14 protein-coding genes are annotated in these 14,058 nt (G+C 63.6%); 5 read left to right on the forward strand and 9 right to left on the reverse strand.

The window, feature by feature from the left end; genetic code table 11:
• Positions 1–85 precede the first annotated feature (85 nt).
• The 4 genes from F7P65_RS00435 to F7P65_RS00450 all read right to left on the reverse strand — a co-directional run bounded on the left by F7P65_RS00435 (position 86) and on the right by F7P65_RS00450 (position 3,520).
• The gene (locus F7P65_RS00435) at positions 86–1,237 is read right to left on the reverse strand and encodes a TDT family transporter (RefSeq protein WP_240334140.1); all 1,152 of its coding nucleotides are present in this window, start codon (positions 1,235–1,237) and stop codon (positions 86–88) included.
• Positions 1,234–2,106 (reverse strand): LysR substrate-binding domain-containing protein, encoded by an 873-nt coding sequence (locus F7P65_RS00440; RefSeq protein ID WP_150289910.1) that lies wholly within the window; start codon positions 2,104–2,106, stop codon positions 1,234–1,236. The genes F7P65_RS00435 and F7P65_RS00440 overlap by 4 nt, the downstream gene beginning before the upstream one ends.
• A 57-nt stretch (positions 2,107–2,163) precedes the next feature.
• Entirely contained in the window at positions 2,164–2,778 is a 615-nt protein-coding gene (locus F7P65_RS00445; RefSeq protein ID WP_162854505.1) for a DsbA family protein, read from the reverse strand.
• 139 nt (positions 2,779–2,917) lie between these two features.
• Entirely contained in the window at positions 2,918–3,520 is a 603-nt protein-coding gene (locus tag F7P65_RS00450) for a uracil-DNA glycosylase (RefSeq protein ID WP_150289912.1), read from the reverse strand.
• A gap of 116 nt (positions 3,521–3,636) precedes the next feature.
• On the opposite strand from F7P65_RS00450, the gene F7P65_RS00455 reads away from it, so the two are divergent.
• The 4 genes from F7P65_RS00455 (at position 3,637) to F7P65_RS00470 (ending at position 6,780) form a co-directional block, all read left to right on the forward strand.
• On the forward strand, positions 3,637–4,125 hold the full coding sequence (locus F7P65_RS00455; RefSeq protein WP_150289913.1) for a hypothetical protein: 489 nt from the start codon (positions 3,637–3,639) through the stop codon (positions 4,123–4,125).
• A 113-nt stretch (positions 4,126–4,238) separates the two neighbouring features.
• Positions 4,239–5,657 (forward strand): cytochrome ubiquinol oxidase subunit I, encoded by a 1,419-nt coding sequence (locus F7P65_RS00460; protein WP_150289914.1) that lies wholly within the window; start codon positions 4,239–4,241, stop codon positions 5,655–5,657.
• Positions 5,654–6,661, forward strand: a complete 1,008-nt coding sequence (gene cydB / locus F7P65_RS00465; RefSeq protein ID WP_150289915.1) for a cytochrome d ubiquinol oxidase subunit II — start codon at positions 5,654–5,656, stop codon at positions 6,659–6,661. The genes F7P65_RS00460 and cydB overlap by 4 nt, the downstream gene beginning before the upstream one ends.
• Positions 6,658–6,780 (forward strand): DUF2474 family protein, encoded by a 123-nt coding sequence (locus F7P65_RS00470; RefSeq protein ID WP_240334141.1) that lies wholly within the window; start codon positions 6,658–6,660, stop codon positions 6,778–6,780. The genes cydB and F7P65_RS00470 overlap by 4 nt, the downstream gene beginning before the upstream one ends.
• A 60-nt stretch (positions 6,781–6,840) precedes the next feature.
• On the opposite strand, the gene F7P65_RS00475 is transcribed toward F7P65_RS00470, so the two are convergent.
• From F7P65_RS00475 to F7P65_RS00495, 5 genes are read right to left on the reverse strand one after another with little or no spacing between them, the layout of a single operon-like run.
• Complete coding sequence (locus F7P65_RS00475) at positions 6,841–8,922, reverse strand: heavy metal translocating P-type ATPase (RefSeq protein ID WP_150289917.1); 2,082 nt, start codon at positions 8,920–8,922, stop codon at positions 6,841–6,843.
• A 2-nt stretch (positions 8,923–8,924) separates the two neighbouring features.
• Positions 8,925–9,950, reverse strand: a complete 1,026-nt coding sequence (locus F7P65_RS00480; protein WP_150289918.1) for a c-type cytochrome — start codon at positions 9,948–9,950, stop codon at positions 8,925–8,927.
• The gene (locus F7P65_RS00485) at positions 9,947–11,152 is read right to left on the reverse strand and encodes a c-type cytochrome (RefSeq protein WP_150289919.1); all 1,206 of its coding nucleotides are present in this window, start codon (positions 11,150–11,152) and stop codon (positions 9,947–9,949) included. The genes F7P65_RS00480 and F7P65_RS00485 overlap by 4 nt, the downstream gene beginning before the upstream one ends.
• Complete coding sequence (locus tag F7P65_RS00490; RefSeq protein ID WP_150289920.1) at positions 11,149–11,769, reverse strand: cbb3-type cytochrome c oxidase subunit II; 621 nt, start codon at positions 11,767–11,769, stop codon at positions 11,149–11,151. Before F7P65_RS00490 ends, F7P65_RS00485 begins: the two co-directional genes overlap by 4 nt.
• The gene (locus F7P65_RS00495; RefSeq protein ID WP_150289921.1) at positions 11,766–13,319 is read right to left on the reverse strand and encodes a cbb3-type cytochrome c oxidase subunit I; all 1,554 of its coding nucleotides are present in this window, start codon (positions 13,317–13,319) and stop codon (positions 11,766–11,768) included. Before F7P65_RS00495 ends, F7P65_RS00490 begins: the two co-directional genes overlap by 4 nt.
• 178 nt (positions 13,320–13,497) lie before the next feature.
• Between F7P65_RS00495 and F7P65_RS00500 the strand changes: the two genes are divergently transcribed.
• Complete coding sequence (locus tag F7P65_RS00500) at positions 13,498–14,043, forward strand: DsrE family protein (protein WP_150289968.1); 546 nt, start codon at positions 13,498–13,500, stop codon at positions 14,041–14,043.
• The last annotated feature ends 15 nt before the right edge of the window (positions 14,044–14,058 follow it).

Consider the following 14,058-nt stretch of genomic DNA (forward strand, 5'->3'; position numbering starts at 1 on the left):
TCGCATTCCCTTCTTCGGGCGAGCGTGGCCGACCCGGCTCGCTGAGCCAAGCGATCGGATTGTCGATTTTGATCGCCTCAGGCGATCAGTTCGGTGTTGCGATGCAGGGCGATACGAACAGATGGCCCTTCCATGCACCGGCGAGTGTCTTCGCCGCGACGACGATCCACATCAGCGCCAGGGCAAGGGTGAGCACCGTCCCGACGATGCCGAAGAAGGCCAGGTCGAAGGTCGTGCCGAGGCGAAACGTCGCGACCGTGTAGACGCCGAGCGGGAAGGTATAGCCCCACCAGCCGAGGTTGAACGGGATGCCAGCGCGCCAGTAGCGCCAGCTGATCAGCATCGCGAGCGCCAGCCACCACAGGCCAAAGCCCCAGAGCAGCAGCCCGGCGATGCTGCCGAGGCCCTGTGCCACGACGGCGATCGACGCGAGGCCGTGTGCGGAAAGGATGGCGGGCGCGTCGCCTCCCAACACCAGCATGCCCAGCGCACCGGTGCCGATCGGGCCGAGCGCAAGCCAGCTCGACGCGGCCATGCCCTCGTGCGGCAGCTTGTGCAGCGCCATGCGCAGGATGAGCAGCGCCAAGATGCTGCAGGCGACCGGCACCGAATAGGCCCAGAGCACGTAGGAGGTGAGCAGCGTCACCAGCTGCGCGTGCGGATCGACGAGATGCGGTGCGAGCAGGCCACCGCTTGCCGCCGCGACCTCGGCCGCGACCACCGGCAGAAGCCAGACGGCGGTCATGCCGTCGAGGCTGTGCTCGTGGCGAGTGAACATGAAGTAGGGAATGAGCACGCCGCAGGTCAGCGCCATCGCGACATCGATCCACCACAAGACATGCGCTACACCGACGATGCCGTCGCCGAACCGGGCAATCCCAAAGGCGAGGCAGCCGTTGATGATCGTGGCGAGGCCCATCGGGATCGTGCCGATGAACATCGACACCGTGTTGTGGCCGAAGATCCGCCGCGCCTCATGGCCAAACATTATCCAGCGCGCCGAATAGAGGCCGGTGAACAGTGCAAAGAGCGCGATGTTGAAAAGCCACAACGCCTCGCCGACCGGCTTTAGCGCCGGGCCGATGCCCGGCACCTGCGGCAGTGCCAGCGCGAGGATGCCGGTGCCCATGGTCGCGGCGAACCAGTTGGGGGTGAACTGGCGGATCATCTCGCGGGGATGATCGAGGCGCGAGAGTGGACGCAGGCCATTCAGGACGGAGGGCATATCGTCATTCACTGTGCCTGCTCCTTGATAAGGTCCGTCAGCGCATCGGCCGCACGGGTGCGGTAGCGCTCTTTGTGACGTAACGCGTGGAAAGGCCGGTCAGGCAAGCCGAGCGGCAGCTCGACCAGATCGCCGGCGTTCAGAGCGCGCGCTACGACCAATCGCGACAGCGCGGCGACCCCAGCGCCCGCTTCGACCGCTGTGCGGACGGCTTCATTCGACGGCAGCGTCATCGCGATCTTCATCCGTGCCGGGTCGAAACCGCGCGTCCGCAGCGTCTCCTCAAAGGTCGATCGGGTGCCCGATCCTTGCTCGCGGACGATCCAGCGGGCCTCGCGCAGCCAGTCCTCGTCGACCCGTTCCGTATCCTCGCTACCAACCAACACCATCGTGTCACGGCCGACCACCCAGTGCGCCAGCGCTGGCTCGTCCACCACGCCCTCCACGAACCCAAGTTCGGCCGCGCCGCTCAGCACCTGCGCGGAGGCACCCTCGGTATTGTCGATAGCTAGCTCGACAGCGATCTGCGGGTGGCGCTCGTGAAAGGCGGCGAGTTTGGACGGCAGCCAGTAGCTGGCGATCGTCTGGCTGGCGACGAGCTTGAGCGTCCCGCGCTCCAGCCCACCATATTCGGCAAGCATCATTTCCGCATGCGCGGCACGGCCCAGCACAGCGCGCGCTTCATCGAGAAACGCAGCACCAGCCTCGGTCAGCTGGATACCGCGCCCGACGCGGTGAAATAGTGGCACGCCATGGCGCCCCTCCAGGGCGGCGATCGCACCCGATGCTGCAGACTGTGTGACATTCAGCGCTTCGGCCGCACGCGTCACATGCTCTCGCTCTGCCACGCCAACGAATATTCTCAATTGCTCAAGCGTCATGATTGATCTCCTGAAGCGAGCGATACACCTCGCCGATCAATCTATCCAACGCCTTGATCAGTTCATTCCAATCTCATTTGACGATTGATTGACTGCTACAGCCACTGCCTTGTCGAGCGCCGGGCGGTCGATAGCGCCTGGGATCACCAGCTTGCCGATGACGATGCCTGGCGTACCTTGCAGGCCATAAGAGCGCGCGAGGGCGTCGGTATCGCGCAACGTTGCCGAGATCGCGCCGCGGCGCGTGTCGAGATCACGATGCAGGCGGTCCGTATCAAGCCCGGCCCGCTTCGCGGCCTGCGACATGTCGTTCGCGCTCATCTCCATTGGTGTGGTCATCAGCGCATCATGAAAAGCTGCGTGCCTGCCCTGCATCGCGCTTGCGATCGCCCACCGCGCCGCTTGCTCGGACTGCGCGCCCAGCACTGGCCAGTCCCTGTAGACGATCCGGACGTCAGGATTGTCGTGGCGAAAGTCCTCCAGCACTGCATGGAAAGCGCGGCAATGCCCGCACCGGTAATCTGAAAAGACGCTGACGACGGTCGTGGAGTCGCGCGGGCCGGCGGCCGGGATATCCCCTCCGTTCGAGAAGATCGGCTGGACGTCGGCATTGCTGCACGCGCCGGTGAGCATCATCGCGCAGGCGGCGAGAGTCTGGGTGAAGGTTCGCATGGAAGCGGACCTAGCCTCCGATCGCCACATAGGTCCAAATGGGATCGGCGATCATTTCGATCTGCTTGTACAGCTTTCGGTGCGAGCTCGTCCCTGCGATCAAATTCAGCGCCCCCGGGCATACCGTCGCCTGCTGCCTTTAAGCGAAACCCCCTTCCTTATATATTGAGCCGAGCCGGGCGGCGGCTGCGGACAGCGCATCGCGGATCGCAGCGGGGACGGCCGGGCTGGTGCAGACATTGGCCGGGCTGGGATGCGGCATGGTGAAGAGGGCAACATTGGGTCGCGCGGCGGCGATGACCGGCGCAGCTTCGCGCGCAACACGGCCTGCCAGCACGACGGTCGTCAGGCGCGGCAGCACGGCAAGCAGGCCAGGCAGCGTTGCCAGCCCCTCTCGGATTTCAGCGCGACGCAGCGGACGGCCGCGCGCGCCAGGTGCGTGAACGATCCACGGCACGCAGTTCCACAACAGCATATCCGTCCGCGTGATGCCCGCACCGTCCAGAAATCGCGCGAGGTTCCGCTGAGTGCCGCCCGCATTATCCCGCGACACAAAGCGGACCGGCGCGTCACCCGGCCCCGGCGTTTCCAGCAGGATCAACAGCCGCGCGTCGATGCCCCCATCGCGCGGATCGAAATGCGGTACTGGTCGTCCCTGCGCAACCGTGTTGCGCCAGTTTTCGAGCGGAACCATGTGCGGAAACCGGAGCAACCCTTGTCGATCATCGGCATCCGGATCCATCGATCTCCTTTCCGGATTGGAATCACAAGAACGATCGGTTGGACCGATCCGTTGCAGCGGGCCATCTTCCCTACACGACGCCGCGCATTCCGCGCTCCGCCGCAAATGGAGTTACGATGATGGCGATCCCTGCCCCGCAAGTCGAGCATAACGTCCCGGCGGTGGACCTGATCCCGCACCCGATGCTGACCCTTGTCCATGATGCCGACAATTATGACGCGATCGAGCGCACCGCGCCCGGTGTTGCCTCGCGCGGCGTGCATCCGGGTGCGCAAATTGCGCTGGTCAGCCTATATGCGGCGATGCTCGTCAGCTTCTGGGCCTTCTTCGCCCGTGACACCGAAGCCGCGCTTGTCATGGCAATGGTGACAGTGGTGATGATCGTGTATTTCGGCCTGATCGTCGGCGGGATCCTGGTCGCGGATGCGCCGGTGCCCGGCGAACCGCGGCGCAGCTTCACGGCCTTTCTGGACGGTCCGGTTGAGACGCTGAACGAGGTCATCACCGGCCGTCAGGCAGTCATACAGATGCTGTTCCTGCCGGCCTGTATGCTGATGTTGGCTACCATCATCGGGATAATCGCCCGCGTGTCTCAGGCGAGCTGAGGCAAACCCCACGGGTGGCAAAACGGACATCGGCAGGCGACCGAGGAACCCATCTCTTATAGAGAGGTAGTTCCAGTCGGCGCCTGAACCGGTTGAGAGAGGAACTTTTTGTGATGGAGCATCTCGATCCCGTGATCCTCGCCCGCGCGCAATTCGCGTTCACGGTTTCGTTCCATTTCATTTTCCCGGCCTTCTCGATTGGGCTGGCAAGCTATCTGCTTGTGCTCGAAACGTTATGGCTTCGCACCGGGCGGCAACTCTATCTCGATCTTTTCCGCTATTGGGTGAAGATCTTTGCCGTCGCCTTCGGCATGGGCGTCGTCTCTGGCATCGTCATGTCCTACCAGTTCGGGACCAACTGGTCGGTGTTCTCAGCCAAGGCTGGCCCGGTGATCGGCCCGATCATGGCCTATGAGGTGCTGACCGCCTTCTTCCTCGAGGCTGGTTTTCTCGGTGTCATGCTGTTTGGGAGGCGCAAGGTCGGACCCGGTCTGCACCTGTTTGCAACCGCGATGGTCGCACTCGGCACGCTCATTTCTGCCACGTGGATCGTCAGCGCCAACAGCTGGATGCACACGCCAGCCGGGTTCGCGATCAACGCGAAAGGACAGTTTGTGCCGGCCGGCTCCTGGTGGCCGATCATCTTCAATCCCAGCTTCCCGTACCGGGTCGTGCATACAGTGATCGGCGCCTACCTCACGACGTCACTGGTGGTCGGTGCGGTTGGTGCCTGGCATCTGCTACGCGACACCGGTAACCAGCACGCGCGCAAGATGTTTTCGATGGCGATGTGGATGGCGGCATTGGTGGCGCCGTTGCAGATCTTCGCCGGCGACACGCAGGGGCTCAATACGCTCGAGCATCAGCCTGCAAAGATCGCGGCGATGGAGGGGCATTTCGACAGCCACCCGCATGGAGCGCCACTGATCCTCTTCGGTATCCCCGACACAGCGAAGCGACGCATGGACTATGTTGTCGAGGTGCCAAAACTCTCTTCGCTGATCCTCAAACATGATCTTAATGCGCCGCTGACGGGCCTCGATGCCTATCCGGCTGACCGCGTGCCGCCGGTCTCGATCCTGTTCTGGTCGTTTCGCATCATGGTCGGCCTGGGGTTTGCAATGCTGGGACTGGGATTTTGGAGCCTGTGGGCGCGCTGGCGCGGACGTCTCTTTGAGGATCGCTGGCTACAGCGCGCGGCGATCCTGATGGGGCCGTCGGGTTTTGTCGCGGTGCTTGCCGGCTGGGTCACCACCGAGGTCGGCCGACAGCCCTGGACGGTTTACGGCCATCTGCTCACCGCCCAGTCGCATTCCCCACTGGCCGCGCCGGCCGTCGCAGCGTCGCTCACCGCCTTCGTGCTGGTCTATTTCGCTGCATTTGGTGCCGGCACCTGGTATATCCTTCGCCTGATGGCGCATGCGCCCCATGCTGGCGAGCCCGAGCCTGCCGCCATGCCGTTGCGCGCTGCGGGGATTACCCCGGCACCCGCAGTCGATGCCGATGGACCGAAAACGGAGCCAGACGCATGAGCTACGATCTCGATCTGTCGACCGCCTGGGCTTTCATCATCGCGTTCGCCGTCTTTGCCTATGTGGTGATGGATGGTTTCGACCTCGGCATCGGCATCCTGTTTCCAACCCTCAAGGTTGGCGACGAGCGCGATGCCGCGATGAACAGCATCGCGCCGGTTTGGGACGGCAACGAAACCTGGCTGGTGCTCGGCGGCGGCGGCCTCATGGCGGCATTTCCCAATGCCTATGCGATCATCCTGCCGGCTACCTATCCGTTGATGATTGCGATGTTGCTGGGGCTCGTGTTCCGCGGCGTGGCGTTCGAGTTCCGCTGGCGGCATGCGCCACACCGCGCGCTGTGGGATGCCGCCTTCACCATAGGCTCAGTCGTGGCCACGCTGGCGCAGGGCATTGCCCTCGGCGCGATCCTGCAGGGTATCAGCGTGCGTGACGACGCCTATGCCGGCGGATGGCTCGACTGGCTCTCGCCGTTCACGCTGCTGACGGGCGCGTCGCTGCTCGTCGGCTATGCATTGCTCGGCGCGTGCTGGCTCGTCTGGAAGACCGAAGGCTCAGGTCAGACTCACGCCCGCCGCATGGCGTTCAGACTGGCGATCGCGATGCTGCTCGCGCTTGCCGCAGTCAGCGCCGCTACACCTTTCCTCAGCTACGATTACTGGCGGCGATGGTTCGCCGTGCCGGGCGTATTCGTGACCGCGCAGGTTCCGGTGCTGGTGCTCGTCACCGCTGTCCTGTTCTTTCGCTCGCTGGGCAAAGGCGGCGAGCGGGCACCGTTCCTTCTGGCGCTGGCGTTATTTCTGTTGGGCTTTGTGGGGCTCGGGATCTCCATCTATCCCTATATCGTGCCGCGCAGCCTGACGATCTGGGATGCGGCGGCACCTGCATCGAGCCAGCTGTTCATGCTGGTTGGTGCGGTCGTGATCATACCGGTAATTCTCGCTTATACCGGCTGGGCCTATTGGGTGTTTCGCGGCAAGGTCGCTGCGGACGGCTATCATTGAAGCAGCCACCGTTCTGGCAGCGTCTCACATGGATGGCCGCGATCTGGCTTGCGAGTGTGACCGCGTTGGGTTTGATTGCCGCCATGCTCCGCTGGTGGCTGACCGGACAAGTCGGCTAATTGCCGCGCATCGCTCGCACGCGGTAGACCAGCCGATCATCGGCGTCGCCGGCAAGCCTATCAGCGAACCCGCATGGCGTTGAGCGTCACGAAGCACGAACTCGACAGCATGGCGACGGCGGCAAACAGCGGTGTCAATAGGCCCAGCGTCGCGAGCGGCAGCGCGATCAGATTGTAGCCGAGAGCAAGCATGAAATTCTGTCGGATCACCGCGCGCGTCCGAAGCGCGAGGTGCCAGGCCGGCAAGAAAGTCTCGATCCCGCCGTGCTCGAACAACAGGCCGGCGGTCGCCGCTGCGGCGGCATGGGCTCGGGACACAGTAATTCCGCAGTCCGCGGCAGCGATCGCCGGGGCGTCGTTGACGCCATCGCCTACGACGACAACCGGGCGCAATGTCGTTCCCACCAGGCGTGCCTTGTCGGCGGGCGAGCAGCCCGCATGCACCGCCTCCTCGGGAATGCCGACGGTCTCCGCGACCGCACCAGCGGCGTCCGCGCTATCGCCGGTGGCAAGAAAGACGGTCACACCCGCGTTCCGCAATGCGGCGATCATGGTTGCGGCCGCCGGTTCGACCGTATCGGCCAGACCGATCGAACCGACCGGCAAATCGTCCAGAGTGACGTCGAGCCATGTCCGACCGTCCGTCCTGGCCGTGGCGGCCGAGGTGACCCGGATACGTCTGCCCGAAGCGTCCGATCCTTCCGCCCCGCGTTCCATTCGCTTGCCGCCGGCACCCGATCCGTCGCCGCCCAGCGCCCGTGCGATCGGATGATCGATGCCATGCTCGGCGTTCGCAGCGCAGGCGAGCAGGTCATCCGCGTTGAACGGTGCGGTTGGCTCCACCGCGTCAATTCGCAATACACCCTGCGTCAGCGTGCCGGTCTTGTCGAAGACGACGGTACGCAGCGTCGCCAGCGCCTCAAGCGCGGCCGGGTCGGCGATCCGAATCCCTTGGTGACCACCCACCACCGCAGCCCGGATATGTGCGAGCGGTGCGGCGATGGCCAACGCGCAGGGGCAAATGATGATCAATGCGGCAAGTGCGCGCGTTGCGGCCTCGGCGAGCGAGCCTGCATGTGCAAGGCAAAGGACTGCGGCGGTTGTCGCTGCAAGGGGGGCAGCGACCAAAAGCCGCCCGACCCAGCGATCGAGCTCGCGGGCCGGCTCGCCACGCGAAGCGATCTCGATCGCGATCCGACCGCCCATTCGGTCGATGTCCCGGTCGCCATGGACGCGATCTACCTGGATCGTCAGCCGTCGCTGGAGATTGGTGACGCCTGCCTGAATGCGATCACCCGGCCCGACGGGAACGGCGATCGACTCGCCAGTCATCACCGCGCGGTCGATCATGCTTTCGCCAGTGACGATGACGCCGTCAGCAAGCGCCGTCGCACCCGCGTCGATCATGATCGTAGCATTGAGTTGCAGCGAGCATATCGAGACAATCGTCCCTTCAGCGGTCGTCACAAGCTCAGCGGCCGCAACTTTCTCAAGCGCCGACAAGGCCAGGATTGCGCCGCGTCGCACGCGCGTCTCGATCAATCGCCCGACCAGCAACAAGGTCACCAGCATCGTTGCCGTATCGAAATAGACATGCGCCTCGCCACGAAGCAGCGCTTCAAGCGACAATAGTACCGCGCCGGTCGCGCCGATCGCGATGAGGAGGTCCAGGCCTGGCGCGCCGAGCCGGACCGATCGCCACGCCATGCGGAAGACTGCGGCACCGGAATAGAGCAGCACCGGCACCGCAAACAGGCCGGATGTGAGCGCGATCCACCAGGCAATCGCGGAAGGAATATCCGGTTGGGCATAGAGGATGAGGGCCGCACCCATCGACCACATCCCAAACACGACTGCTACCGCGAGGCGGATCGTGAGTCTGCGGACCTCGCGGTCGAACCGCGCGGCGATTTCCTCGAGCCCATGCCGTTCCACCAATCTGTAGCCGGCATCGGCGACCTTGCGACTGATATCCGCTACCTCGCACCGAGCGCTGTCCCAGCGGATGAGCGCCGACGAGGTCACGAAATGGACGCCGGCGTCCATGATACCGTCGAGACCGGATAGCCGACGCTCAAGCCCGTGCGCGCAGCCCGCGCAGAACAGCCCGTCGATGGCGAAGAGCTGCCGACGCTCCATCATGTTCAGCGGCGAGACGCCTGGACAGGCACTTCGGTCCCGCTGCCGAGCAGGTGGCCGTCTACCGTCTTGCCGTAGAAGGTCTTCTCACCGCTATGGAAGGCGACGACATTCTCGGCGACGGTGCCTTTCTGTCGCGGGTCCTTCGGACGCTCCTGGCTGTCGATCCAGGCAGCCGCGTCCCAGGCCTGCTGGTCGGTCAGTGTGTTGCCGGCGCCGAGCGGCATGTTCGCCTTGATGAAGCCTGCCGCATTGTTGAGCTGCGCCATGCCGGCACCCCAATTGTAGCTGCGTGGCCCCCAGAGCGGCGGAAAGACCTGCCGCCCGTTGATGTCTGTTCGGCCTTGGCCATCATCGCCGTGGCAAGACGCGCAGTGCTGCGCATACACAGCGCGTCCGCGATCGCGATCATATCCCGATTGCGGCAGCTTGAGCTTGAGGAAACCGGCACCCTTCAGCTTGGCGCCGGTCGGAGCGTTGCTCGCCAGCCAGTGGAAATAGGCCTCGAGATCGGCGTAGATCGGGTCGCCCTTTGGCGGAGGTCCTCCGCTTGGGCTTCCCTGCGCGTTCATCGAATAGCTGAAGCAACCATTGAGCCGGTCCTCCATGGTATTCATCTTTTTGTTCTTCGCGCGATATTGCGGATAGCTGACCCAGGCCGCCCACATCGGGGCGGAGTCGGCTTTCCGCCCGGCGTCGAGATGGCAGCTGCGGCACGCCAACTGGTTTCCGACAAACGGTTTCGCCTCGGTGCCGGTATTCTCGAAGATCGCCATCCCGTGCCGGATCGACGTGCCTGCCGGTCCATCGGGAATCTTGCTCATCGGCGGCGGCGTGAAGGAAAGCGGCCCACTGGCTTCCGGCGGCGCGCTTTCCTGTCCTCGGAAGTGAAATTCATCACGGACCAGCACCGCGAATACGAACAACAGGACCCCGCCCGTCAGCGCATAGATGCTGGTTCGGGCGACGCGGCCATGAATCTGATCGCGTGCACCTTCATCGGTCGCGGGCTGTTGCTTCCTGTCGTTCATCGGGCATCCTTGGAGGAAGTTGCAGGCGATGGCGGAAGTGTCGCCAGATAGTCGGCCACCGCCCGCCGATCAGCGTCACTGAGCCGTCCGGCGATCGCTGGCATTATGGAGCCCGGCTGCCTGCTGGTCAGGCGCGCAAGAGCCGCCAGGCGCCCGGCGGTATAGCTTGGCCGCTGTGCTGCAATTGATGGGATATTTGGCGAGACGCCGAAACCCGATGGGCCGTGGCAAGAGAAGCAGGACGGCAGGTTTCGGCGATCATCGCCTTGAAGCGCCAGTTCCGCCCCGCGGGCAACGTCACCTTCCAACGCAGGATGAGAGGAGGATGGCGTTGCGAGAGAAGCAAAGAGGCGACCGAGCGCGACACGGTCCGCTGCGGTGAGTTGCTGCGCGACGGGTCGCATGATGTCATTCGGCCGCGAGCCGTCGGTGAAGGCCAGTAGCTGTCTCGCGATATAGTCTGGCGACAACCCGGCAAGTCGAGGGACGCCATCGCGGCCTTCGCCGTGTGAGCCGTGGCATGAGGCACAAGACCAGCCGCCCGCCTTGCCGATTGACGCGATCGATTGCGCCGTAAGGTCGTCCGGTGAACGCGGTGCTGGGAGGTAGGCCGGCTGCACGCCGATTGTACGATCCAACGTCGTCGCGATTTCGTCTCCGCCGTGCCACGGTGATGTTCGTTGCGCGGTGCGAGCGCGCTCAGTGGCGACAAAGCCGGGAGATATGCTTCCGCCCGGTCCCCATGTTCCTCGAACCGATGTCGCCAGTCGCGCGAGTTGATCATCGTCGAGAACGCTGCCGAATGCGGGCATATGGCCGTCGAAATCGCTTCCGTTTACAGAAATCGGTCCCTCAATGCCGTGGAGGAGGATCTGGACGATGACGCCGGGGCTGGCACCGACGAATGGTGATCCTGCCAGCGGTGGGATCGCACCGTCCACACCTGTGCCATCGGCCTGATGACACGTGGCGCAGCGTTCGGCGAACAGCGCCGAGCCGGTCGCTGTCTGGCGCCGTTCCAATGTCGTCGCTTCGGCGATGCGCTGCTTGGCCCCTGTGCGATCGGCAGAACTGTCTCGCAACAGCGTAAGCGCGCCCCATAAAGCGAGTGCGATCGCGACCCAGTAAACGGGCAAGGGCACGCGCCGCTTGGGTTCGTAAGGCTCGAAGGCCTCGTCGACCGATTCGCGATCGGTCGTCATTGTGTCGCTCCGCCACGGCTGTAGCCGTCATCGCGGATTGCCGATCTCGGCACGGGATAGGTTCGATCAAGCGAGAGCAGGTACGCGACCAGATCCCTGGCTTCGGGCTTGGCGACGACGACCTTGCCCGGAATGCGCCGATCCTCGGGAAGCCAGACGACACGATCCCCCGGACTTGCCCGATCCTTCACCTCGAACAGGAAAGGATAGGCCGGCATGATGCTCCATGCCGACACCGCTCTTGGCTGGTAAAGATGGGTCAGTTGCCAGGAGGCGCTTGGCAGGCGCGCGCCGACATTCAGCAGGTCGGGACCGGTACGCATCGTGCCCATCAGATGCGGGCTGTCATAGGCATAATCGGCGGCGATCGATGCGCGCCCCCATCCGCGTTCCGCATCCGGTGCCTGATCCGGCGCGCGGGGCTGCTGACTATGGCAATAGACACAGCCAAGCGACGAGTAGAGCGCCCGGCCACGCAATTGTTCGGTTGTATAGGGCTTCAGCCCTGCGGCAGCCGGCTCGCGGCCAATCTGGACCTTGGGTGCGACGACCAGCATCACGGTCGCGAACGCCAGGATCGCCATCGCGAGAATGACGAGGGGAAGCGACCGGTTCATGCGAGCGCTCCGTTGCGCGACCCGGGCCGGGCCAGAACAAAAATGCTGACGACATTGATCGCCAGCAGGACATGCCCGATCGTCATCACCATGCCGCCGACCGATCGCGCTTCCAGATAGGGCTTGAGCAGGATCACGCTGTCCGCAAAAGGGCGTCCGGCATCGAGCATCGCCACGCCTTGCAACCAGCCGCCGACGCTCAATGCGATGAAATAGATGACGAAACCGACCACGACGCACCAGAAATGGGCGGTGATGAGGCCTGGCCACGGCCAGAGGCGTCCGGTGATGCGGGGCAGCATGTAGTAAATGCTGCCGAACATGATGAAGCTGGCGAAGCCATAAGCCCCCAAATGCGCGTGGCCGATCGTGAACTGGGTGAAATGTGTCACCGTGTTGATCGAGCGCAGTGCCTCGAGCGATCCCTCGAACGAGGCGAGCGTGTACATGATCGCGCCGAGCGAGATGAAGCGTAGCGGCAGCGACGCCTTGAACGCCCAGAGGTTACGCGCGACGACGACATGCTGATTGATGGCAACCGCGAGCACGGGCACGAACATCATCACGCTCTGTACGATCGAGAGCGTCACCACCCATGTCGGCACCGGACCACCGATCAGGTGGTGGATACCGACCTGGCTGTAGAACAGTGCCAGCGCCCAGAAGCCGATCAGCGAGAGCGAGTAGGAATAGACCGGCTTGCCGATGATCTTGGGAATGAAATAATAGGCCGCGCCCAAACCGAGCGGGGTCAGCCACAAGCCGAGCACATTATGGGCGAACCACCAGTTCACCGTCGCCTGTTCAGCGCCGACGAAAATGCCCGGAATGTTGGCGACGATGAACAACGCCGGAAACCAGCACAGGGCGGCGAGGAAATACCAACCCGAGACGTAGATATGCTCGACCGATCGCGCGAAGGCAGTCCGCAGCAGCGGCACGACGGCGAGACCGCCACCAATCGCGAGCAGTGTGTCGATCTGCCACGGAATTTCCAGCCACTCCTCGCCATCGGTCCAACCGCTGGCAATGGCGATGCAACCGGCGGTCAGGCCGGCGTTCCAGATGATCGCGCCCCAGGTGGCAAAGCGCGGTGATCGCAGCGGGGTGTGGAATATCCGCGGGACGATCCAGGTTGCGGTGCCGATTCCGGCGAGCGACAGCCAGCCATAGATGACGAGCGTGAGATGCAACGTCCGAATCCGGCCAAACGTGAGCACGGCGCTTCCATCGAGCCAGTCCGGCAGGTGTAGTTTCAGCGAGGCGACAAGGCCGAAGAGCGAGCCCAGAACGAGCCACAGTACCGCAACGCCCAGAAACAGGCTGACGGGCCAGGCGGTCGATGCATCGATCGCGGCACGCTCGGTATCGGTGGGGGCGCTCCCGGCGGTCGGATCGTCAAGGCGGCCTTCCTCGCCCTCATGAAAGATGACGCGCGCCTGCTTCTGTCCGAACGAGAATTGATCGGTCGATACCGCCCAGATCAGCGCTGCCAGCCCCGCGAGCGAGACAAGAAAGCTGATGGCAAGAAAAAGCCCGATCGTCAGCACCTGAATTCGTCTCCGCTCGTTCTGTCACAGAACCGTGACGATAGGTGATGCGTTCCAGCAAAACCAATCACGGATTCAGATTGAAATGGTCAGCTTTCATCGTTGGTTATCCCGGTGGAAAAGGCCCAGCTTATGATCATCGGGCAGAGCCCACAGGAGGATTACGATGCGAAGGCTGATGAAGACCGGTGCCGCTGCCATTGCACTTGGATTTGCCGGGATGGCGATGGGAGCGGATATGCCGAAGGATTTCTGGACGACGCCGACGATCCACGGATATGGCAAGATCCATTACGTGGCCGATGCCGCCTACAAGCCGCGCGCGGACCAAACTTACAAGATCATATTCGCGCTCACCAAAGGCTCGAAGCAGCCCGGTGAGGTCAATCCCGCGCTCGATCGCGTCGCGCGGACGGTGAACCTGTACGTCGCATCGGGCGTGCCGCTCAAGAATTTGAAGTTCGTGGCGGTGGCCTATGGCGAGGCGACACCGCTCGTCCTCAACGATGCGCAATATCGCGCCAAGTTCGGTGTCGCGAACCCGAACCTTCCGCTTGTCGAGCAATTGCGCACGGCGGGTGTCGATGTTTCGGTCTGCGCACAGGCGGTTGCCGAGCATGATTTTCAGGATGATTGGGTCGACAAAAGCGTGACGCTAGCCCTGTCCGGCCTGACCACCGTCACCACGCTGGAGCATGACGGTTATGTGCTCATGCCTCTTTGATGCCAGCCCGGGAGT

This window comes from Sphingobium estronivorans, assembly GCF_008692605.1.
In the GTDB taxonomy this organism is placed as follows: domain Bacteria; phylum Pseudomonadota; class Alphaproteobacteria; order Sphingomonadales; family Sphingomonadaceae; genus Sphingobium; species Sphingobium estronivorans.